The sequence below is a fragment of the Streptomyces sp. NPDC056600 genome (assembly GCF_042792855.1).
Classification (GTDB): domain Bacteria; phylum Actinomycetota; class Actinomycetes; order Streptomycetales; family Streptomycetaceae; genus Streptomyces.
Window position 1 is genome coordinate 1 of the sequence record NZ_JBHTVQ010000003.1, and the last position, 19,027, is coordinate 19,027.

The following is a 19,027-nucleotide window of genomic DNA, read 5'->3' on the forward strand; positions in this document are numbered from 1 at the left end:
GCGGTGGCGTATTCCGCCACCGCCCCGCCGCGCCGACCCCGAGGGGCCGCTGCCGTACGACGTCAGAGCACCGCGCCCAGGAACTCCCGGGTCCGCTCGTGGGTCGGGTCCTCGAACATCCGCTCCGGCGGACCCGACTCGATGACCCGGCCGCCGTCGAACATCAGCACGTCGTCGGAGATGTCACGCGCGAAGTTCATCTCGTGGGTGACGCACAGCATGGTGATGTCGGTGGACCGCGCGATGTCGCGCAGCACGTCCAGCACGCCGGCCACCAGCTCGGGGTCGAGCGCCGAGGTCACCTCGTCGAGGAGCAGCACCTGCGGACGCATCGCCAGCGCCCGCGCGATGGCGACGCGCTGCTGCTGGCCGCCGGAGAGCTGCGAGGGGTAGACGTCGCACTTGTCGGCGAGCCCGACCAGCTCCAGGAGCTCGCGCGCCCGCGCCTCGGCCTCGTCCTTGGACAGGCCGAGGACGGTGACCGGCGCCTCGGTGACGTTGCGCAGCACCTTCATGTTGGGGAAGAGGTTGAACTGCTGGAACACCATGCCGATGTTCTTGCGCACCTCGGCGACCTCCCGGCGCTTGGCCGGGTACAGCTTTCTGCCGTCGACGGTGATGGTGCCCTCGTCGGGCCTGGTCAGCGTCATCAGCATCCGCAGGATGGTGGTCTTGCCGGAGCCGGACGGGCCGATCAGGGTGACGTGCTTGCCGGCCTCCACGGAGAAGTCCAGCCGGTCCAGCACCGTGTTCTCGCCGAACCGCTTGGTGACCTGGTCGAACCGGATCAGCTCCCCGGGGGCGGCGGTGCGCGCGGGGGTTGGGGTCAGGGGATCAGGGGTGGGGAGGGTGTCAGACAAGACGTCGCTCCAGGGATCGCAGGAGGAGGGAGGCGAGGTAGGAGATGACGATGAAGGCCACGCCGATCACCGTCACCGGCTCGGTGAACCGGAAGGCGTTCTGCGAGAAGAGCCGCGCCTCGCCGAGCATCTCCAGGACGGTGACGGTCATCAGCAGCGGCGTGTCCTTGAGCATCGAGATCACGTAGTTGCCCAGCGCGGGCACCACGCGCCGCACGGCCTGCGGCAGGATCACCGCGGTCCAGGTGCGGCGCAGCGGCAGGTTGAGCGCCTTGGCGGCCTCCCACTGGCCGGCCGGCACGCCTTCGATGCCGGCGCGATAGACCTGCATGGTGTAGGTCGAGTAGTGCAGGCCCAGACCGATGACGCCCATGGTCAGGGCGGAGAGGGTCAGGCCCCATTCGGGCAGGACGTAGAAGAGGAAGAAGAGCTGCACCAGCAGCGGCGTGTTCCGGACGAACTCGGTGAACACGCCGACGGGCCAGCGCACCCAGCGGCTCGGGACCCTCATCAGCAGCGTCCACACCAGGCCGAGGGTGAAGGAGAGCAGGGAGCCCAGCGCCAGCGCCTGCAGGGTGACCAGCAGGCCGTCCCAGAAGTGCGGCATGAAGTCCGCGACAGCGTTCCAGTCCCAGTTCACGCGGCAGCACCCGCCTTCGAGCCGGCCGTGGCCTCGGGGGTGGCCGTCCGCACGGTCCGGCCGGTGCGGACCTTGAGGTTCTTCTCCAGTCCGCGCATGACCCGCGTCAGCAGGAAGGCGAGGGCGAAGTAGATGACCAGGATGTAGGTGTAGATCTCGGTGCTCTCCTGGAGGGCCAGCCGGATCAGGTTGCCGCTGAACGCCAGGTCGCCCATGCCCATGATCGACACCAGGGCGGTGCCCTTGAGCAGCTCGATCAGCAGGTTGCAGAACGGCGGGATCATCTCGGGCACGGACTGCGGGAGCAGGACCAGCCGCATCCGCTGCCAGGGGGTGAGGCTGAGCGCGATGCCCGCGTCACGCTGTCCCTGGGGCACGGCGGCGATGGCGCCGCGGACCACCTCGGCGCCGTACGCGCCGTAGGTCAGGCCCAGGGCGAGGGTGCCGGCCCACAGCGGGACCAGCTGCCAGCCGAAGGCGGTGGGCATCACGAAGAAGACCCAGAACATCATGATCAGCGCGGAGGTGCCGCGGAACACCTCGGTGTAGAACCCCGCCAGGAAGCGGACGATCCACAGCCGGTGCGTGCGGGCGATGCCGACGACGAAGGCGACGGCGGTGGCGAGGACGGCGCTGAGCACCAGCAGCTGGACGGTGATCCAGACACCGTTCAGCACCAGTTCCCACAGGCCGGAGGTCATCGAGCTGTTCATCGGGCGCACAGCTCCTTCGCGGTCAGGTCGGTCATCTCCGACTCGGTGAACCCGAAGGGCCGCAGGACGCGGAGCAGCTCGCCGCTCTTCTTCATCTTGTGGAGCTCGGTGTTGAAGGCGTCGCGCAGCCGGGTCTCGGTGGGCCGGAAGGCGAAGGCGCCGCCGTCGATCCGCTTCTTGCCGTCCACGATCGGGGCGAACGGCTCGGTGGCCTCGGCCTTGCCCGACTTCTTGACCACCTCGCGGGTGGTGACGGCGGTGCCCGCGAACACGTCGGCGCGTCCGGACTCGACTGCGTTCAGTCCGGCCACCTGGTCGGGCACGATCAGGATCTCGCTCTCCGGTATGCCGGCGTCGATCGCGTACTCGATCTCGGCGTAGCCGGTCCCGGTGGCGAACTTCGCCTTCTTCTCGACGACGTCCCGGTAGGTGCGCAGGCCCTTCGGGTTGCCCTTGCGGACGACGAAGGAGTCGAGCATCTGGTAGTCGGGGTCGGCGAAGATCACCTGCGCGCAGCGTTCCTTGTTGACGTACATGCCGGCGGCGACGACGTCGAACTGCTGGGAGTTGAGGCCCGGGATCAGCGAGCCGAATTCGGTCGGCACCGGCTGGACGGAGTCGACCCCCAGGCGCTTGAAGATCACCCGGGCGAGCTCGGGGGCCTCGCCGGTGAGGTTCCCGTCCTTGTCGATGTAGCCGAAGGGTATTTCGCCGGCTATGCCGACCCGCACCACGCCCAGCGCGCGCAGGCGTTCCAGCAGGTCACCGCCGTTCTTTCCGTCCTCGGTCGGGACCCGGCTGCACGCGGAGACGCCGAGCGCGGCGGCCGCGGCGGCCCCCACGCCCAGCAGGCTCCGCCGGGTGAGTGGTCTTTCCTTCTTGAAGGGAGGTGAAGACATGGCCGCGCGCCTACCCGAGCTCCGATGGCCTAATCCGATCGGTTTCCCGGGCGGTGCTGGGTACCCGGAAAGGACCGGAACGACGGTGCCGGTGCACGTGAAGGTGACGGAGAGGCTGACATGACCGCACTCGGATTCATCTACCCGGGCCATTCGGCCGAGGACGACTACCCCCGTATCGAGCAGCTCATCGGCAGCGACATCCGGGTCGACGTGGTCCACACCGAGCTCGGTGAGGACGTGCGGCGGGTGGATGTGCTGCGGGAGACGGGCGCGCCGGGGCCGCTGGCGAGCGCCTGCGAGCAGTTGCGGCTGTCGGGCGCCGAGGCCGTGGTCTGGGTGAACACGGCGGGCAGTTTCGTGGACGGCTGGGAGGCCTCGCGCGAGCAGGTGCGGTCACTGGCGGTGGCCGCCGGGATGCCGGCCTCCTCGGCCTCGTTCGCCTTCGTGCACGCGGTGCGCGAGGTGGGCGCGCGGCGGGTGGCGGTGGCGGCCACCTATCCGGAGGACGTGGCCGAGCTGTTCGTCTCCTTCCTGGAGGAGGGCGCGGGCGTCCGGGCCGTCTCGGTTCACGGCGCGGGCGCGGTCACGGCGTCGGACGTGGCGTCGTGGGGTCCCGACCGGGTGCACGAGCTGGTGCTGGCGGCCGACCATCCGGAGGCGGACGCCGTACTGGTTCCGGACAGCGCGCTGCACACCGTCTCCTCGCTGCCGGCGCTGGAGGCGGCGGTGGGCAAGCCGGTGCTCACCGCGAACCAGGTGTCGGCGTGGGAGGCCCTGCGCCTGACCGACCGCCGGGTGAACGCCCCGGAACTGGGCGCTCTCTTCACCCGTGAGCCGCTGGTGCAGGTCTGAGTTCGCGCTCCGCCGGCCCGCCGCCCCGGCCTTCATAAACTGGTGCGTTCCGCTGGCATATGCCACCTGCGAAAGCGCGCCGAGGAGATCGCGGCAGGGCCGGAAGGCCCTGTCCGAATAGCTACGCACCGGTATCGTGAAACGGGTCGATCGGCCCCGCTCCACCGGGAGTGGGGAACGGCCCGAACACGCTGGCGCAGGGGGAAACCGTGGCGCTGAACGAACCGGCCGCGTCGCGCCACACGGTCCAGGAGGCCCTCCGGGTCCTGGACGTCGTGGAGCGGCATCCCGCCGGAATCACCGACGCAGAGCTCGGCCGTCAGCTCGACCTCGCACCGCGGCGCCTGACCACGCTGCTGCGGATGCTGAGGCGGGAGGGCTTCGTCCTGCGTATGCCGGACGGCGCGTACGCCGTCGGTGACACCTTCGCCCGCCTGACCTCGGTGGACGGACGTGACCGGGCACTGCGCGCGAAGCTGCAGCGCACCCTGAACCGGCTGCGCGAGGACGTCGGGGCGGCGGTCTACCTCAGCCGTTACGTCGACGGCGAGGTGCACGTCTCCCAGTACGCCGCCGGCCCCGAGACCCCGGCGGTCAACGAGTGGGTGGACTTCCGCTGGGCCGCCCACGCCAGCGCCGTGGGCAAGAGCCTGCTGGGACAGCTCGACGGGGACGGCCGCCGCGACCACCTCTCCCGGCACCGGCTGGCCCGGCTGACCTCGCGCACCATCACCAGCGAGCGGCTGCTCCTGTCCCACCTGGAGGCCCAGCCGCCCACCGCGCCGATGCTGGACATCCAGGAGTACGCGGTGGGCACGGTCTGCGCGGCGGTCCCGATCTCCTCCGGCGCGCGGGTGACCAGCCTCGCGCTGTCCATGCCGGTGAGCCAGGCGCACCGGCTGCGCAGCGCCGCCGACAAGCTCCACCGGGAGGCGACGCCGGTGATGCTGTCCCTGTCCATCGGCGCGTGAGCGGCGGGGCGGGCCGGGCCCCCTGCCCGCCCCGGCCCGTGATCATGACCGGCGGAAATTGGTCACGAGCACCCCGGAGGACCAGGTAGTATTTTCTTCGTCGCCGGCCGCGGAAGCGGACGGCGGGAGTCATGCGCCGCTAGCTCAGTTGGTTAGAGCAGCTGACTCTTAATCAGCGGGTCCGGGGTTCGAGTCCCTGGCGGCGCACAGAAGAAGGGCCCCTCGCCTCGGCGAGGGGCCCTTCGACGTTCACGCGGTCCCGGGACGGGTCACCTCGGTCAGAAGGTGACGTCCGAGCAGGCGTAGAAGGCGTTCGCGGTGTCGGCGACCGTCCATACCGCGACGATCACGTGCCGGCCGCTGAGGCCGCCCGGCAGCGTGCCGCTGTGCGAGAGCGTCTGCGGCGGCTGCTGGTTGTTGTACGGCACCGTGAGGAACGGCGTCAGGTTGAGGTCCGACCGGGCCAGCGGGTGGCTCTGGTTCCAGCCCGGCTTGGTGACGTAGTAGCGGAAGTCGGTCGTCGAGTGCCGGGCGGTGAACTGCCACCGGAAGGTGTAGCTCTGCCCGGACGTGACCTTGGTGGCGGGCCAGGCGGCGCCCGACGGGGTCTTGGGCTGGTCGAGCTGGTTGAAGGTGGAGTGGCCCGCCGAGCAGATGTCTCCGTCGGCGGGGCCGGCGGCCGGGAAGCCCTTGGGGCCCTCGACGCTCTGCGGCTCCCACTGGATGGAGCCGCAGTTCGTCACGGTGCCGTTCTGACAGAGCTTCTGCCGGCTGACGGGCAGGTCCGTGTAGCCGTGGCCGGTGGCGCCACCGGTGGAGAGCACCATGGCTCCCACAGTGGCCAGACCGACCGAGGCCGCGTACAACTTCGTGCGTTTGCGCATGCCGACGCTCCCTGGGGGTGGGGGGTCCTTGAGCCGTACCGAACTGAACCGAACTGAGCCGAGCTGATGGTGCGGTGAAGGTCTAGACCAAGTCTCACAGTAGAAACGTGATCTAGACATGTCCATACCAATCTCGGCCGCTCTTGCGGAACGGGCGGATCCTCCAACTCCCGGAACCGGGACGACGGTCAGGGCGCGGCCTGCTAGGGCGCGGCCTCCCCGCGTCCCGCGCAGAAGGCGATGGTCAGGTCCTTCACCAGGACCTTGCGCTCGTAGTCGTCCAGCTCCACCAGCCCGCGCAGGGTGAGGCGGTTGACGGTGTCCTCGACGGAGTCCACCACCGCGCTGAGCACCCCGGCCCGCTGCCGGGCGTCGAGCGCGGCGATCCGCCGCCGCTGCATGACCGCGGCCACCTCGGGGGCGTACTCGACGCGGATCGGCCGCACGGCGAAGACCTCGAGCCCGACCGCCTTGGCGTCGGCGGCGACCTGGCCGGTCAGCGCCTCCTCCAGACCCGGCTCGTCCCCGTCCTCACCGGGACGCTCGTCGGCCGGCTCCATCGGCGGGTCCACCGGGATCCGGGCCAGTGCCGCCTCCACGCAGCGGCGCAGGTACTCCTCGTGGTCCTCCACCGCGTGCACCGCCCGGGCGGTGTCCTTGACCCGCCACACCACCAGCGTGCGCACCCGCAGTGCCACGCCGTTGGGGTCGCTCGCGCACAGCGGTTCACTGCGCCAGTGCCGCAGCCGGACGTCGACCCTGCGGCGCAGCAGCAGCGGGTTGACCCAGAGCAGGCCGGTGCGGCGGACGGTGCCGCGGTAGCGGCCGAACATGCCCAGCACCCAGGCGCGGCCGGTGTTGCCGCGGGCCAGGCCGCCGAAGCCGAACAGGCCGAGGGCGGCGGACCCGGTCCAGGCGGCCCACCGGCCGAGACCGAAGCCGCCCGCCCCGGCCTCCGCGACGGGCAGGCCGGCGATCTCCAGCGCGGCGGGCGGCACCACGCCGGCCCACCAGGTGGTCAGGACGCCGCCGGCCAGTCCGACGGCGCCCGCCAGCACCCCGAGCGCGCCCGGCACGGCACGGCCCGGCCGCTCCTCCAGCGCCGGGTCGACGTCGGCGGCCACCGCGGGGAGCGGGGCCGGACGCCGGCGGGCCGGGCGCGACGGGCGCTGCGGGCCGACGGCTCCGGCCGCGGCGGGTGCCCCGGCGCCGGCGCCGGTGGCCCCGAGGGCCGCGACGGTGCCGGTGGTCTCGACGCGGGCGACCACTGCGGGCTGCGCGCCGGTCATGGTGTCGTCGCGGAAGAGGAGGTGGACGGGGATCTCGGTGGTGGCCTCGTTCTGGATCAGCCGTCCCTGCGGACGGACGGCCGCCGGAGCGGGCTGCGCGGCGGACAGCGCCGCGGACACGGCGGCGGTGGCCGCGACGCCGGCGGTGGCGGGCACGGGGGCCGGAGCGTGCGGGTGGGGGTTGGCTGGTTCCTGGGCGTGGGCCGATACCTGAGCCGGTGCCGGTGCCGGTGCCTGGGCGGCTGCGGGGATCGCGGGTGGGGAGGGAGCGGGGGATGCCGCCGGGGGGAGGGCCGGGGGTCCGCCGGGGGAGGCGGGCCCTACGGCGGGTTCGGGGTCGGGTCCCGTGGCCGGGATCTCGTCGGTCGTCGCTGTCATGCCAGTTGCCCCTCGTTCCGTTCCGGTGCTGCTCGTCGCTTCGTCGCTTCTTCGGTTCAGGAGAAGAGCCGACGCCAGGTCTCCGGCCCCGGGTAGCCGTCGGCGGCGCCGCCGCGCCAGCCCTGGGCACGCTGGAATGCCTGGACCGCCCTGCGGTCGGCGTCCGTCCATTCGGGGCCGGGACCGTCGGTGTAGTGGCGGCCGTACCCCTTCTTCACCAGCTGCCGTCCCAGCTGCGTGACGTACGCGTTCTTCGCCCCCGGGCGGAACGCGGCCCGGCCGGGGTAGCCGGCGACCCCGTGCGAGGAGGGCGTTCCCGGCGGCGGGATGTCACGGCCGCGCCCGGTGACCAGCAGGCGCCAGGTGTGCGGCCCGGGAAGCCCGTCGGCCTCCTTGCCCGCCCAGCCCTGGGCGCGCTGGAACGCCTGGACCGCCCTGCGGTCGGCATCGCCCCATCGAGCGCCGGGACCGTCGGTGTAGAACCGGGCGCCGCCGCGTTCGACGAGCATCCGGCCCAGGCGGGTGACGTGCGCGTTGGTGGCCCCGGGGCCGAAGGAGGCGCGGCCCGGGAAGGCGGCCTCCTCGCCGGAGCCGCCGCCGGGGGCGAGCGCCCGGTAGCGGTAGGGAACGTAACGGTCGCCGTTGACCGGGTACGGGTGATCGAGCACCCGGCGCACGGCGTGCGGGCGGGTCTGCTCGTAGGCGACGTAACGGGTGTGGGTGTAGTCGGTCCAGCCGCCGAAGATGACGACGTGGGAGCCGGTCTGGGGGTCGGCGGCGTTGTGGAAGAGCAGGATGTCGCCGGGGCTGAGCTCCTCGTGGGAGATCCGCACGGCGTAGTCGTCGAGGTTGCCGGTCCAGGCGTTGCCGGGAAGGCCCCAGGCCATCGACACGAAGCCGGAGCAGTCCTGGCGGTAGCCGTCGGCCCAGGTCCGTTCCATGTCGTACGGAACGCCGGCCTCGGTCCACCGCCGGGCCCGCTCGATGATCTCCCCGCGGGAGGCCGGCCGCAGTCCCGCCCTGTCCCGCGCCCCCACCGCCGTCTCCCGCGGGGGCGCGGCCTGCGCTCCCCCGTTCCGCGGGGCCGCCACCGCCCGCACGCCTCCGTTCCCCGACCGCGCCACCTCACCCCGCGCGACCGGGGGCCGTCCGCCGCCGCCTTCCCGGCCCCCGACCCTCGCGGCCTCCTCCTGCCGCACCGCGGAGACCGGGGCGGCGCCGCCCGTCCCCGCGACGGCATGCTCGGCCGGGGCCGGGGCCTGGGGAGTGGCCTTGCCGTCCGCCTCCGAGGCCCCGACCTGCGGGGCTTCGGTCTGGACGGCCGGGGCGAGCGGCACGACCTCCGTGTCCGCCCCCGCCGCGGACGCACCGCCGCCTCCACTGACTCCACCCGGCGGGACCTCGCCCTGGACGGCCGTGGGGTGCGGGGGGACCTCCACCTCCGCCCCCGTCGCGGACGTGCCGCCGCCTCCAGAGGCTCCGCCCGGCGGGACCTCGCCCTGGTCGGCCGGAGTGGGCGGGACGACCTCCGCCTCCGTGACCGCCGCGGACGCACCGCCGTCTCGGGCAGCCTCGATCTGTGCCACCTCACCCTGGGCGGCGGGGGCGGGCGGGGAGACCTCTGCACCTGCCACCGCCGGGGGCGTACCGCCGTCTTCGGGTGCTTCGACCTGCGCCGTCCCGCCCTGGGCGGCGGGGACGAGCGGGCTGACCTCCGTATCCGCCTCCGCCGCGAGGACACCGCCGTCAGGCGAGGCCTCGCCCTGGGCGGCCGTGGCGTACGGAGCGACCTCGGCGGCCTCCGCGGGTGCGGCCCCGTCTCGGACGGCGCCGGCCGGTGCCATCTCGCCCTGGACGGCGGGGGCGGTGGAGGCGACTTCCGCGTCCGCCACCGCCGCGCGGGCGCCCGTGGCCCCGTCCGCGGTTGTCGGGCCCTCCGCACCGGCCGCCGGCTCACCGCCGTCCGGCGGAACCTCGGCTCCGTCCGCGGACCGCCCCTCGCCGGTCGCCGCGGTCATCCCCGGCGCGGCCCCGTACCCGGCCACGGCTTCCGCCACCGCCACCGCCTCGGCGGCCTCCACCCCCCGCGGTGCGGGTCCACCCGAGCCGTCCGTGGCGGCCACCGCGGGCACCTCCTGGTCCGCCGGCGCCGCGACGGCGGCGGGGGCGACGGCCGCGGCGGTGACGGGGGCCGCGGTCATCGCCGTGGCCGCCGCCGCGGTGACCGTGACGACCCGCGCCCCCGCCGGGTGCCGCGCGGCACCCGACGCGCCCCCCGCGGCCACCGGCATCGCCCGCCGCCAGTGGACGCAGCCGGCGCAGTCGCACTCCCCGGCGGGGTCGAACTCCTCGAAGGCCGGCTCAGTCATGCGATCTGCCTCACATTTCGTAGGGAAATGTCCGCGCTTGTGTGCGTACACCAGTCTCGCAACCCCGCGCGTGGAGCGCATGCTGACGGTCCGAATGATGTACGCGGCCACTCCACGGGACGAAAGGGGCAGGTGGGGTGGTCGGGAGCACCCCGCCAGGTGGGGTAGAGTTTTCTCTGTCAGCAGGCGCCGCTAGCTCAGTTGGTTAGAGCAGCTGACTCTTAATCAGCGGGTCCGGGGTTCGAGTCCCTGGCGGCGCACGACGAGGCCCTCGCGCAAGCGGGGGCCTTTTGCTGTGCCCGCACCCGTGCGAAATGTCCGGTGACGCCCGGAGCGTCCGGGGGGCACGGCGGCACGAGGGGGCGCGCACGCATCCCACTTGCCCCACCCTCACCCCTGACCGCCCCATTAGGCTCGTATGACCGGTTAAGACCGCGTTTCGCGTCTTGCGATCATGCTCGGGGCCGTAGAACCCTTGGACACAAGTCGCCGCGGAGACGCGGCGGTTGGGGGGAGCGCGGCGCCCGGTTGCCGCCGCGCGGGCGGGGGTGGGGCCCCGTACCGGACGAAGACGCTGGGGGGCGTCACAGCAGCCGGCCAGGGGGGACGTACCACAACGCAACGGACACGCGCCGCGGCATCGCCGTGCGCGTGCGGGGGGATGACTTCATGACGTCGACGCCGACAGGCGCCGCGCAGGACTTCGGCGCGTCCACGACCACGCCGCTGAACAGAACGGCGGCCTCGCCGCACCACGGACCGGCGTCCGCCGGCCACACTCCGCCGACCGGCACGACCACCACCACCGGCGTCTTCCGGCGGCTGCGGCGGAACCTGCCGGCCTACGACTACGAGCACTACAGCCGGCTCGCCGGGCCGCTCACCCGCCCCGACCCGTCCCGGCCGTACACGGTCCGCTACCGCTCGCTGCTCTCGCAGGAGCCGCACCGCATCCGGGTCTCGCTGATGCTGGTCGCGGCGCCGCTGCTCTCGGTGGGGCTGCTGGTCTGGCTGCTCCAGCCCGCGCACTGGACCAGGCGCGACTACCCGACCTTCGACCTCCTGCCGGCGCTGGACGTCGTGATGCTGGTGTCGATCGGCCTGATCGAGCTCTTCCGCTGCGCCAACGTGCTCTCCAACGCACACGCCACCCTCGTCGCCCGTGACCCCGTCCCGGTGGTGCCGCAGGCGGGGACACGGGTCGCGTTCCTCACCTCGTTCGTGCCGGGCAAGGAGCCGCTGGCCATGGTGACGAAGACCCTGGAGGCGGCGGTGCGCATCCGCCACCGGGGCGTGATGCACGTCTGGCTGCTCGACGAGGGCGACGACCCCGAGGTCAAGGCGGTGTGCGCCCGGCTCGGCGTGCGCCACTTCTCCCGCAAGGGCGTCGAGAGGTGGAACCGGGCGAAGGGCCCGCACCGCGCGCGGACCAAGCACGGCAACTACAACGCGTGGCTGGACGCGCACGGCGACGCGTACGACTTCTTCGCCTCCGTCGACACCGACCACGTGCCGCTGCCGAACTACCTGGAGCGGATGCTCGGCTTCTTCCGCGACCCGGACATCGGGTTCGTCATCGGCCCGCAGGTGTACGGCAACTACGACACGTTCGTCACCAAGGCCGCCGAGTCGCAGCAGTTCCTCTTCCACGCCCTGATCCAGCGGGCCGGCAACCGGTACGGCGCGCCGATGTTCGTCGGCACGTCCAACGCGGTGCGGATCTCCGCGCTGCGGCAGATCGGCGGGCTGTACGACTCGATCACCGAGGACATGGCGACCGGCTTCGAGATCCACCGCCACCGCAATCCGGTCACCGGCCGCAAGTGGAGGTCGGTGTACACGCCGGACGTGCTGGCGGTCGGCGAGGGGCCGAACTCCTGGACCGACTTCTTCACGCAGCAGCTGCGGTGGTCGCGGGGGACCTACGAGACGATCCTCAAGCAGTACGTGAAGGGCTTCTGGTCGCTGCCGCCGGGCAAGCTCTTCAACTACACGATGATGATCATCTTCTACCCGATCTCCGCGCTGAACTGGATCCTGGCGGCCCTGAGCTGCGCGCTCTTCATGGGCCTGGGCGCCTCGGGCGTCGACATCGACCCGGTGGTCTGGCTGATGCTGTACGGCAACGCGTCGGCGCTGCAGATCGGGCTGTACGTGTGGAACCGGCGGCACAACGTCTCGCCGCACGAGCCGGAGGGATCGGGCGGGGTCGCCGGCATGGTGATGTCCGCGCTGTCGGCGCCGGTGTACGCGCGGTCGCTGCTGGACGCGGTGCTGCGGCGCGGGAGCCGGTTCGTGGTGACGCCCAAGGGGGACTCGGCGAGCCCCGACACGCTCTTCGGGACCTTCCGGATCCACCTCTTCTTCATCGCGGTGTTCGGCGGCGCGATCGGGGCCGGGTTCTGGCAGGGGCACGCGCATCCGGCGATGGTGGTCTGGGCCTCCCTGGCCCTGCTGATCACCGCGACGCCGATCGTGGTGTGGCGCCTCACGCTCCGGGCGGAGCGGCGGGGACGTGCGGCCGGGGACCGGGCCCCGGCGCAGGCGGCTCCCGGGGCCGTCGCGTCCCGGGTCACGCCGCCGCACGGCACGCCCGTGTGGTCCGGGGTCCGTCCGCCGGTGGGGGCGGGCGCGCACGCCCGTCCGATGCCGGCGCAGGTCCCGGCCTCCGTGGGGGCGGGGCCCTCGATGCCCTCACAGGTGACCGCATCGCCGTCCGTGGAGGGCGCCGGTTCCGCCCAGGAGCAGGTCGCGTCGCGAACCGGGCGCCGCCCGAGCTGGGCCACCGACTCCCCCGCCACCCTGACCCTGCCCCCGCTCGACGCCACCCGTCCCGCCGCCCCGCTCCCGGGCGCCACCGCCTCCGCTCCGGCGGAGCCCGGGGGCACCGTGCCCGGGGACACCGTGCCCGGGGACACCGCGCCCGCGGACACCAGATCCGAGCAGCTCTGGCCCGAGCCGGCGGACGCGGCGGCCACCGACGCCGGGGGCGCGGACATCGCCGCCACCCAGCGCTGGCCCGAGTTCACGGCCGCGCAGCGCGCGGCCGTCGAGCGCCCGAACCCGGAGCGCGCGGACGCCGGGCTTGTGGACACAGGGCCTGCGGGTGTCGAGCCCGCGGACGCGAAGCCTGCGCACGCCGGTCCTGCCTGTGTCGAGCCCGCGGACACGGAGCCCAGCGACGCCAAGCCCGCAGACGCCAGTCCCGCGGGTATCGGTCCCGCGCACGCGAAGCCTGCGCAGGCGAAGCCCGCGGATGCGGAGCATGCGCACGTGAAGCCCGCGGATGCGGAGCATGCGGACGCGGAACACGCCGACGCGGAGCCCACCGACGCCAAGCCCGCAAACGCCGGGCCTGCAGGTGTCGAGCCCGCGGACGCGAAGCCTGCGCACGCGAAGCCCGCGGACGCAGAGCCTGCGGACACGGAACACGCCGACGCCAAGGGGGCAGACACCAGGCCCGCGGGTGTCGAGCCCGCAGAGACGGAACCCACGGGCGCGAAGCCGGCGGACGCCGCGTCCGCGGACGCGGGACCCGCCCATGCGGGTCCCGCCGACGCGGAGCCGAGGGGGACGGAACCCGCCGACGCGGGGCCCACCCGCGTGCGGACCGGCCGCGCGGAGGCCGCCGGCCCCGGTGAAGCGGACGCGGGGCTCGGCCTCGCCGCACCCGCCGGCACCGGCCACGCGGCCACCGCCGAGGAGGGACCGCGGGCATGACGCCTCGTCGGACGAGCCCTTCGCGGCGCAAGGCCCGCCGCATCGCCCTGGTGACCGCCGTGGTGCTGGCCCTGGCCGGCGCCAACGGCCCCTGGCTGTACCGCTTCGGCACGGAGAAGTACCACGCCTACGCGATCGACCGCCCCGAGTACAAGGCGGGCAACGGCCGCTGGGAGATCGTCGAGTTCCCCGAGGGGTACCGGCAGAACACCATCCACGCCGCCCTGCTCCGCACCGGCAAGGTGCTGCTGGTCGCCGGTTCCGGCAACGACCGGAGGAACTTCGACGCCAAGCGGTTCGACACCCGCGTGTGGGACCCGGCGAAGGGGACGATCAAGAAGGTCCCCACGCCCAGCGACCTGTTCTGCACCGGCCACACCCAGCTCGCCGACGGCAACCTGCTCGTCGCCGGCGGCACCCAGCGCTACGAGCGGCTGAAGGGCGACGTCACCAAGGCGGGCGGCCTGATGGTCGTCCACAACGAGAACCCCGACAAGCCGATGACCATCAAGGGGGGGACCCGCTTCACCGGGAAGAAGAACGGAAAGACCTTCGTCGCCCAGGACCCGGTGCTGGTCCCGCGCGCCACCAAGAAGTTCGACCCGGCGACCGGCAAGTTCCTCGGCAACGACGCCGGCCTCGGCCGCGTGTACGTCGAGGCGGCCCGGAGCGGTGCCCGCTACCGGACCGGAGCGGAGGACAACTACCGCATCGAGGGTCTGACGGGCGCGGACGCCCGCAACACCTACGGCATCGCGCAGAAGCTCGCGCTGGACAAGCGGGACTTCCAGGGGATCCGCGACGCCTACGAGTTCGACCCGGTGGCCGAGCGGTACATCAAGGTCGACCCGATGAACGAGGCGCGCTGGTACCCGACGCTCACCACGCTCTCCGACGGCAAGGTGCTGTCCGTCTCGGGCCTGGACGAGGTCGGGCAGCTGGTGCCCGGTAAGAACGAGGTGTACGACCCGCGGACCAGGAAGTGGTCGTACACCCGGAAGGAGCGTCAGTTCCCCACCTACCCGGCCCTGTTCCTCACACGGAACGGCAAGGTCTTCTACTCGGGCTCCAACGCCGGGTACGGTCCCGCCGACGTGGGCCGCGACCCGGGGATCTGGGACGTGGAGACCGACCGGTTCACCCGCATCCCCGGGATGAGCGACCCGGACCGGCTGGAGACCTCCGGCACCGTGCTGCTGCCGCCGGCACAGGAGGAGAAGTACCTGGTGATCGGCGGCGGCGGCATCGGCGAGTCACGCCGGTCGAGCGAGCGGACCCGGCTGGTCGACCTGAAGGCGAAGAAGCCGCGCTTCACCGACGGCCCGTCGCTCGGGCGCGGCACCCGGTACCCGCAGGCGTCGATCCTGCCGGACGACACCGTGCTGGTGTCGGGCGGCTCGCAGGACTACCGGGGACGGTCCGGCTCCGACATCCTCGAGGCGCGCCTGTACGACCCGGAGAAGAACTCCTTCCGCCGCGTCGCCGATCCGCTGGTGGGCCGCAACTACCACTCCGGGTCGCTGCTGCTGCCCGACGGACGGGTGATGTTCTTCGGCTCCGACCCGCTCTACGCCGACCCGGCCAACTCCACACCGGGCGTGTTCGAGCAGCGCATCGAGATCTACACCCCGCCGTACCTGTTCCGCGGCGAGCGGCCGGTGGTGGAGGACGGGCCCGGGACCCTTCGCCGGGGCGGTGAGGCCACCTTCCGCACCCCGGACGCCGGCCGTCTCGCGACGGCGCGGCTGATCCGGCCCAGCGCCTCCACCCATGTCACGGACGTGGACCAGCGCTCGATCGCCCTCGGGCTGAGGAGGACGCCGGGCAAGGCGGGCAAGGCCGGAACGGTCACGGTGACCGTTCCGAAGAACCGGAACCTGGTGCAGCCGGGCTGGTACATGCTCTTCCTCACCGACCGGGACGGGGTGCCCGCGACGGCACGGTGGGTGAAGGTCTCCTGAGCCCACCCGGGTGGGGGACGGCCCGGGTCACCGGACCGCCCCCCACGAACCTCGGCCCGGCGCCTACGCCGCCGTCACCGCCACCGCCGTCACCGCTTCCCGCACGGTCACCGGGAGGCCCGCGCGAGCTCCAGGGCGTACTCCGGCCACCACTCGCCGGCCTTGGGGCCGCCCTTGCAAGTGCCGTCGGACTCCCCGGGCCGCTTGGCCCACACGTAGGCGTCGACGAGCGGGTCGGCCGTCCGCGTCGTCGGCCTCTCGCCCAGCGCGCGGCCCGGCGGGTTGCACCACCGCTCGCCCGGGTCGCCCTCCTGATAGGGCCCGTTGCCGTTGCGGCTGGTGTCGACGACGAAGTGCTTGCCGCCGATCTTCTCGGAGAGCGTCCTGCCGTAGGCGATGGAGTCCTCGGTGGAGTAGAAGTTGGAGACGTTGACGGCGAAGCCGTCGGCCTTCTCCGCCCCGGCCCGCCGCAGCGGCTCCCAGATCTGCTCCGGCCGGCCCCAGCCCGCGTTGCCCGCGTCCACGTACACCCGGGTGTTGCTCAACTGCTTCAGCCGGGCCACCGCCTCGCCGAGCAGCGCGTAGCGCTCCTCGTGGAACTCGGCGGGCGTGCACCCGTCGACCAGGTGCAGCACGGCGTCGGGCTCGAGGACGACCGTCGCCGGGCGGTCGCCGATGCCGCGGATCACGCCTTCCAGCCAGGCCCGGTAGGCGTCGCCGTCCGCGGCGCCGCCGCCGCTGTAGTTGCCGCAGTCGCGGTGCGGGATGTTGTAGAGCACCAGCAGCGCCCTGCGCCCGTCCGCGACGGCGGCCTCGGTGAGCCCGCGGGCCTCGCCCTCCGGGTTCTCGGTGCCGATCCACTCCCCCACCGGCTGTTCCGCTATGCGCCGGATCGCTTCGGCCTCGGCCTCCCGGCCCTCCTGTTCGTAGGCATGGACCTGCCGGGCCGCGTTGCCGTCGGGGTTGACCCAGAACGGCGCCCCCTTCGCGGCCGGCGCGCCTCGCTCCCTGAGCTTCTGCTGCCGCTCCTCCTTGTCGTCGGAGCAGCCCGCGGCGGTGAGCAGCAGCGCCGTGCCGAGCGCCGCCGCACAGAGCCGTCTGCCGACCCCGGTCCGCCTGTTGGCGTCCATTCGTTCCCCCCTCGCTGTCCCCCCTGGGCGCACTGTCGTCCTCATTCTCAGTCCTGACATTTCAGTTGTCACCCACGCGAATGCAACGAGCGGTGACAACACGGAAGTTCCGGATCATCGTCCACCCGATCCGGTGAGATAGGCGAAGACCACCACATTGGCGGTGTAGGCCCGCGCCGCCTCGTCCCAGGCCCCGGCGCAGGTGATCAGCCGCAGTTCCGCGCGGCCCGGCCGGCGGGGGCCGTAGGCGAGGCGGGCGTCGAAGCCGGCGCGGCGCAGGGTCCGCACCTCCTCCACGGTGAAGCGGGCCGCGCGGCCGTCGCTGCGGTAGACGTCGATCGCGTCGCCGGGCCGCAGGTCGCCGAGCCGGTGGAAGACGGCGGCCCGGCTGCCGGTGTCCCGGTGGCCGGCCAGCAGGGCAGGGCCCGCGGCTCCGGGGGCGGGGCCCCGCTGCCACCAGCCGACCGCGCCCGCCATCTCCATGGGGGGAGTCCCGGGAGCCCCCGAGGGGTCGAGCGGCCGGGGCACCACCGGGGCGCTCAGCCCGAGCGAGGGCACGTCGATCCGCCGGGGCTCGGCCGCGGGCAGCGGCCGGCGGGCCGGGGGAAGCCGGACGCCCGGGCCGGGAGCGGCGGGCGGGGCGGCGTTCGCCGGGGCGTGCCGGCGCTCCCCGGCAGGCGAGTCGAGGTCGGTGAGTTCCGCGGCCCAGACGAGGGTCGCCGCGAACAGCGTCAGCCAGGTCAGGGCGGTCAGCAGGCGGGAGCCGCGGGCCGTCATCGTCGCCCCGCACGTCGCCTCCGGGCGGTCCTGGCGGTCCGTGCGGTCCGCGGCAGGAACACCACCACGGCGGCGGCCACCCCGGCCAGCACCACTCCGGTGACCGTCTGCGCGGCGCCCGGGGCGGCCGCCTCGGCCTCGGCCTCCGCGCGGGCCCTGGCCTCGGCCTCCGCACGGGCGAGGCCGCCGCCGCCGGCCGGGACCGGGGCGGTCGGCGAGGCAGGGCGGCCCGGGACGACGGCGTCGCCGCGGGAGCCGGCCACCCGCACCTCCGTGAAGCGATCGGGCACGCCGTCGCAGCGCACCCGCACCCGGTACGCGCCCGGCCGGACGCCGGTGCGGACGCGGGTCTCGCCGGTGAGCGCGCCGTCGGTCCCGGTGCCGGTCAGCCTGGCCTCGGCCACGAACGCGTCGGACGCGGCGGTGCCGGTGCGGCCGCCGCAGCCGTTCACGGTCACCCGTACGTCGGTGCCGGGACGCGGCGCGACCGGGGCCACGGCCACGTCGCCGTCCCCCGTGAGGGAGGCGCCGGCCACCGGGGTGAGCGCGACGGCCACCGCGGCGCCCGCACAGCTGAGCGTCGTACGTAGTGCACCCATCACGAACCTCCCGTTACCAGGAGGCTCCCCCGGACCGCGCCGTCCCGCATCGGGGGCGGGCCGGGTATGCCACGAACGAACGGGTGCGCGCCGCCCGTTCGGAGCAGCGCGCGCCCGGCGGCGGCCTCAGACGAGGTCGACGATGTCCGCGATCGAGGCGACGACCTCCGAGGGGCGGAACGGGTAGTTCTCCACCTGGTCCTTGCCGGTCGAGCCGGTGAGCACCAGGAAGGTGCGCAGCCCGGCCTCCATGCCGGCCAGCACGTCGGTGTCCATCCGGTCGCCGATCATCGCGGAGCTCTCCGAGTGCGCGCCGAGGCGGTTGAGGCCGGTGCGCATCATCAGCGGGTTGGGCTTGCCGGCGAAGTACGGCTGCTTGCCGGTGGCCCGGGTGATCAGCGCGGCCACCGAGCCGGTCGCGGGCAGCGGGCCCTCGGTGGAGGGGCCGGTCTCGTCGGGGTTGGTGGCGATGAACCGCGCGCCGGCGTTGATCAGCCGGACGGCCTTGGTCATCGCCTCGAAGGAGTAGGTGCGGGTCTCGCCGAGGACGACGTAGTCGGGGTCGTGGTCGGTGAGCACGTAGCCGATGTCGTGCAGCGCCGTGGTCAGGCCGGCCTCGCCGATCGCGTAGGCGGTGCCGCCGGGGCGCTGGTCGTCGAGGAACTGGGCGGTGGCCAGCGCGGACGTCCAGATGTTCTCCACCGGCACGTCCAGGCCCATCCTGCGCAGGCGGGCCTGGAGGTCGCGGGGCGTGTAGATGGAGTTGTTGGTGAGGACCAGGAACGGGCGGTCCTTGTCCTTCAGCCGCTTGATGAACTCCTCGGCACCGGGGATCGGGACGCCCTCATGGATCAGCACGCCGTCCATGTCCGTGAGCCACGACTCGATGGGCTTGCGCTCGGACATCCACAGCCTCCTGAACCTCTCCTGCCACCGGGGCCCCAGCCTATGCGCCCCCTGCCACCCCCAGCCAGGTCCAGGG

Annotated in this window: 14 protein-coding genes, 2 tRNA genes and 1 pseudogene; 6 read left to right on the forward strand and 11 right to left on the reverse strand. The window is 73.3% G+C overall.

Annotation, left to right across the window (positions count from 1 at the left end; genetic code table 11):
- Positions 1 to 62: 62 nt before the first annotated feature.
- From ehuA to ehuB, 4 genes are read right to left on the reverse strand one after another with little or no spacing between them, the layout of a single operon-like run.
- Complete coding sequence (gene ehuA, locus ACFRAV_RS02330) at positions 63 to 860, reverse strand: ectoine/hydroxyectoine ABC transporter ATP-binding protein EhuA (protein WP_382550719.1); 798 nt, start codon at positions 858 to 860, stop codon at positions 63 to 65.
- The gene (gene ehuD / locus ACFRAV_RS02335) at positions 853 to 1,500 is read right to left on the reverse strand and encodes an ectoine/hydroxyectoine ABC transporter permease subunit EhuD (protein ID WP_382550722.1); all 648 of its coding nucleotides are present in this window, start codon (positions 1,498 to 1,500) and stop codon (positions 853 to 855) included. Before ehuD ends, ehuA begins: the two co-directional genes overlap by 8 nt.
- Positions 1,497 to 2,201 carry an ectoine/hydroxyectoine ABC transporter permease subunit EhuC gene (gene ehuC, locus ACFRAV_RS02340; RefSeq protein ID WP_382551099.1) on the reverse strand — a complete coding sequence of 235 codons (705 nt, stop codon included), beginning with the start codon at positions 2,199 to 2,201 and terminating at the stop codon, positions 1,497 to 1,499. The genes ehuD and ehuC overlap by 4 nt, the downstream gene beginning before the upstream one ends.
- Positions 2,202 to 2,209: 8 nt before the next feature.
- Entirely contained in the window at positions 2,210 to 3,112 is a 903-nt protein-coding gene (gene ehuB, locus ACFRAV_RS02345) for an ectoine/hydroxyectoine ABC transporter substrate-binding protein EhuB (protein ID WP_382550726.1), read from the reverse strand.
- 120 nt (positions 3,113 to 3,232) lie between these two features.
- Here ehuB and ACFRAV_RS02350 point away from each other — a divergent pair, with 120 nt between their 5' ends.
- The 3 genes from ACFRAV_RS02350 to ACFRAV_RS02360 all read left to right on the forward strand — a co-directional run bounded on the left by ACFRAV_RS02350 (position 3,233) and on the right by ACFRAV_RS02360 (position 5,145).
- The gene (locus ACFRAV_RS02350) at positions 3,233 to 3,967 is read left to right on the forward strand and encodes a decarboxylase (RefSeq protein ID WP_382550729.1); all 735 of its coding nucleotides are present in this window, start codon (positions 3,233 to 3,235) and stop codon (positions 3,965 to 3,967) included.
- 209 nt (positions 3,968 to 4,176) lie between these two features.
- Complete coding sequence (locus ACFRAV_RS02355; protein WP_382550733.1) at positions 4,177 to 4,938, forward strand: IclR family transcriptional regulator; 762 nt, start codon at positions 4,177 to 4,179, stop codon at positions 4,936 to 4,938.
- Between the two features lie 133 nt (positions 4,939 to 5,071).
- Positions 5,072 to 5,145 (forward strand) — tRNA-Lys (locus ACFRAV_RS02360).
- A gap of 71 nt (positions 5,146 to 5,216) precedes the next feature.
- Here ACFRAV_RS02360 and ACFRAV_RS02365 read toward each other — a convergent pair.
- The 3 genes from ACFRAV_RS02365 to ACFRAV_RS02375 all read right to left on the reverse strand — a co-directional run bounded on the left by ACFRAV_RS02365 (position 5,217) and on the right by ACFRAV_RS02375 (position 8,688).
- Complete coding sequence (locus ACFRAV_RS02365; RefSeq protein WP_382550735.1) at positions 5,217 to 5,822, reverse strand: lytic polysaccharide monooxygenase; 606 nt, start codon at positions 5,820 to 5,822, stop codon at positions 5,217 to 5,219.
- A 203-nt stretch (positions 5,823 to 6,025) separates the two neighbouring features.
- Positions 6,026 to 7,231, reverse strand: a complete 1,206-nt coding sequence (locus ACFRAV_RS02370) for an SPFH domain-containing protein (protein ID WP_382551101.1) — start codon at positions 7,229 to 7,231, stop codon at positions 6,026 to 6,028.
- A gap of 314 nt (positions 7,232 to 7,545) precedes the next feature.
- Positions 7,546 to 8,688 carry a peptidoglycan-binding protein gene (locus tag ACFRAV_RS02375; protein WP_382551104.1) on the reverse strand — a complete coding sequence of 381 codons (1,143 nt, stop codon included), beginning with the start codon at positions 8,686 to 8,688 and terminating at the stop codon, positions 7,546 to 7,548.
- Positions 8,689 to 10,044: 1,356 nt separating this feature from the next.
- On the opposite strand from ACFRAV_RS02375, the gene ACFRAV_RS02380 reads away from it, so the two are divergent.
- The 3 genes and pseudogenes from ACFRAV_RS02380 to ACFRAV_RS02390 all read left to right on the forward strand — a co-directional run bounded on the left by ACFRAV_RS02380 (position 10,045) and on the right by ACFRAV_RS02390 (position 15,539).
- Positions 10,045 to 10,118: transfer RNA gene (locus ACFRAV_RS02380), tRNA-Lys, on the forward strand.
- 409 nt (positions 10,119 to 10,527) lie between these two features.
- Positions 10,528 to 12,525: pseudogene (locus tag ACFRAV_RS02385) on the forward strand (glycosyltransferase family 2 protein); the annotation flags it as partial.
- 1,049 nt (positions 12,526 to 13,574) lie between these two features.
- Entirely contained in the window at positions 13,575 to 15,539 is a 1,965-nt protein-coding gene (locus ACFRAV_RS02390; protein WP_382550738.1) for a galactose oxidase-like domain-containing protein, read from the forward strand.
- 107 nt (positions 15,540 to 15,646) lie between these two features.
- On the opposite strand, the gene ACFRAV_RS02395 is transcribed toward ACFRAV_RS02390, so the two are convergent.
- The 4 genes from ACFRAV_RS02395 to ACFRAV_RS02410 all read right to left on the reverse strand — a co-directional run bounded on the left by ACFRAV_RS02395 (position 15,647) and on the right by ACFRAV_RS02410 (position 18,951).
- Positions 15,647 to 16,669: a glycoside hydrolase family 6 protein gene (locus ACFRAV_RS02395; protein WP_382550741.1), complete on the reverse strand. Its 1,023-nt coding sequence runs from the start codon at positions 16,667 to 16,669 to the stop codon at positions 15,647 to 15,649.
- A 114-nt stretch (positions 16,670 to 16,783) separates the two neighbouring features.
- Positions 16,784 to 17,446, reverse strand: coding sequence for a class F sortase (locus tag ACFRAV_RS02400; RefSeq protein WP_382550744.1), 663 nt, complete (start codon positions 17,444 to 17,446; stop codon positions 16,784 to 16,786).
- Entirely contained in the window at positions 17,443 to 18,045 is a 603-nt protein-coding gene (locus tag ACFRAV_RS02405; RefSeq protein ID WP_382550747.1) for a hypothetical protein, read from the reverse strand. Before ACFRAV_RS02405 ends, ACFRAV_RS02400 begins: the two co-directional genes overlap by 4 nt.
- 126 nt (positions 18,046 to 18,171) lie before the next feature.
- Positions 18,172 to 18,951: an HAD-IIA family hydrolase gene (locus tag ACFRAV_RS02410; RefSeq protein WP_351114107.1), complete on the reverse strand. Its 780-nt coding sequence runs from the start codon at positions 18,949 to 18,951 to the stop codon at positions 18,172 to 18,174.
- Positions 18,952 to 19,027 lie beyond the last annotated feature (76 nt).

Coding starts and splice junctions, on each gene's coding strand:
- ehuC (WP_382551099.1), bottom strand. CDS start 2,201: ATGACCTCCGGCCTGTGGGAACTGGTGCTGAACGGTGTCTGGATCACC.
- ehuB (WP_382550726.1), bottom strand. CDS start 3,112: ATGTCTTCACCTCCCTTCAAGAAGGAAAGACCACTCACCCGGCGGAGC.
- ACFRAV_RS02350 (WP_382550729.1), top strand. CDS start 3,233: ATGACCGCACTCGGATTCATCTACCCGGGCCATTCGGCCGAGGACGAC.
- ACFRAV_RS02365 (WP_382550735.1), bottom strand. CDS start 5,822: ATGCGCAAACGCACGAAGTTGTACGCGGCCTCGGTCGGTCTGGCCACT.
- ACFRAV_RS02390 (WP_382550738.1), top strand. CDS start 13,575: ATGACGCCTCGTCGGACGAGCCCTTCGCGGCGCAAGGCCCGCCGCATC.
- ACFRAV_RS02395 (WP_382550741.1), bottom strand. CDS start 16,669: ATGGACGCCAACAGGCGGACCGGGGTCGGCAGACGGCTCTGTGCGGCG.
- ACFRAV_RS02400 (WP_382550744.1), bottom strand. CDS start 17,446: ATGACGGCCCGCGGCTCCCGCCTGCTGACCGCCCTGACCTGGCTGACG.
- ACFRAV_RS02405 (WP_382550747.1), bottom strand. CDS start 18,045: ATGGGTGCACTACGTACGACGCTCAGCTGTGCGGGCGCCGCGGTGGCC.
- ACFRAV_RS02410 (WP_351114107.1), bottom strand. CDS start 18,951: ATGTCCGAGCGCAAGCCCATCGAGTCGTGGCTCACGGACATGGACGGC.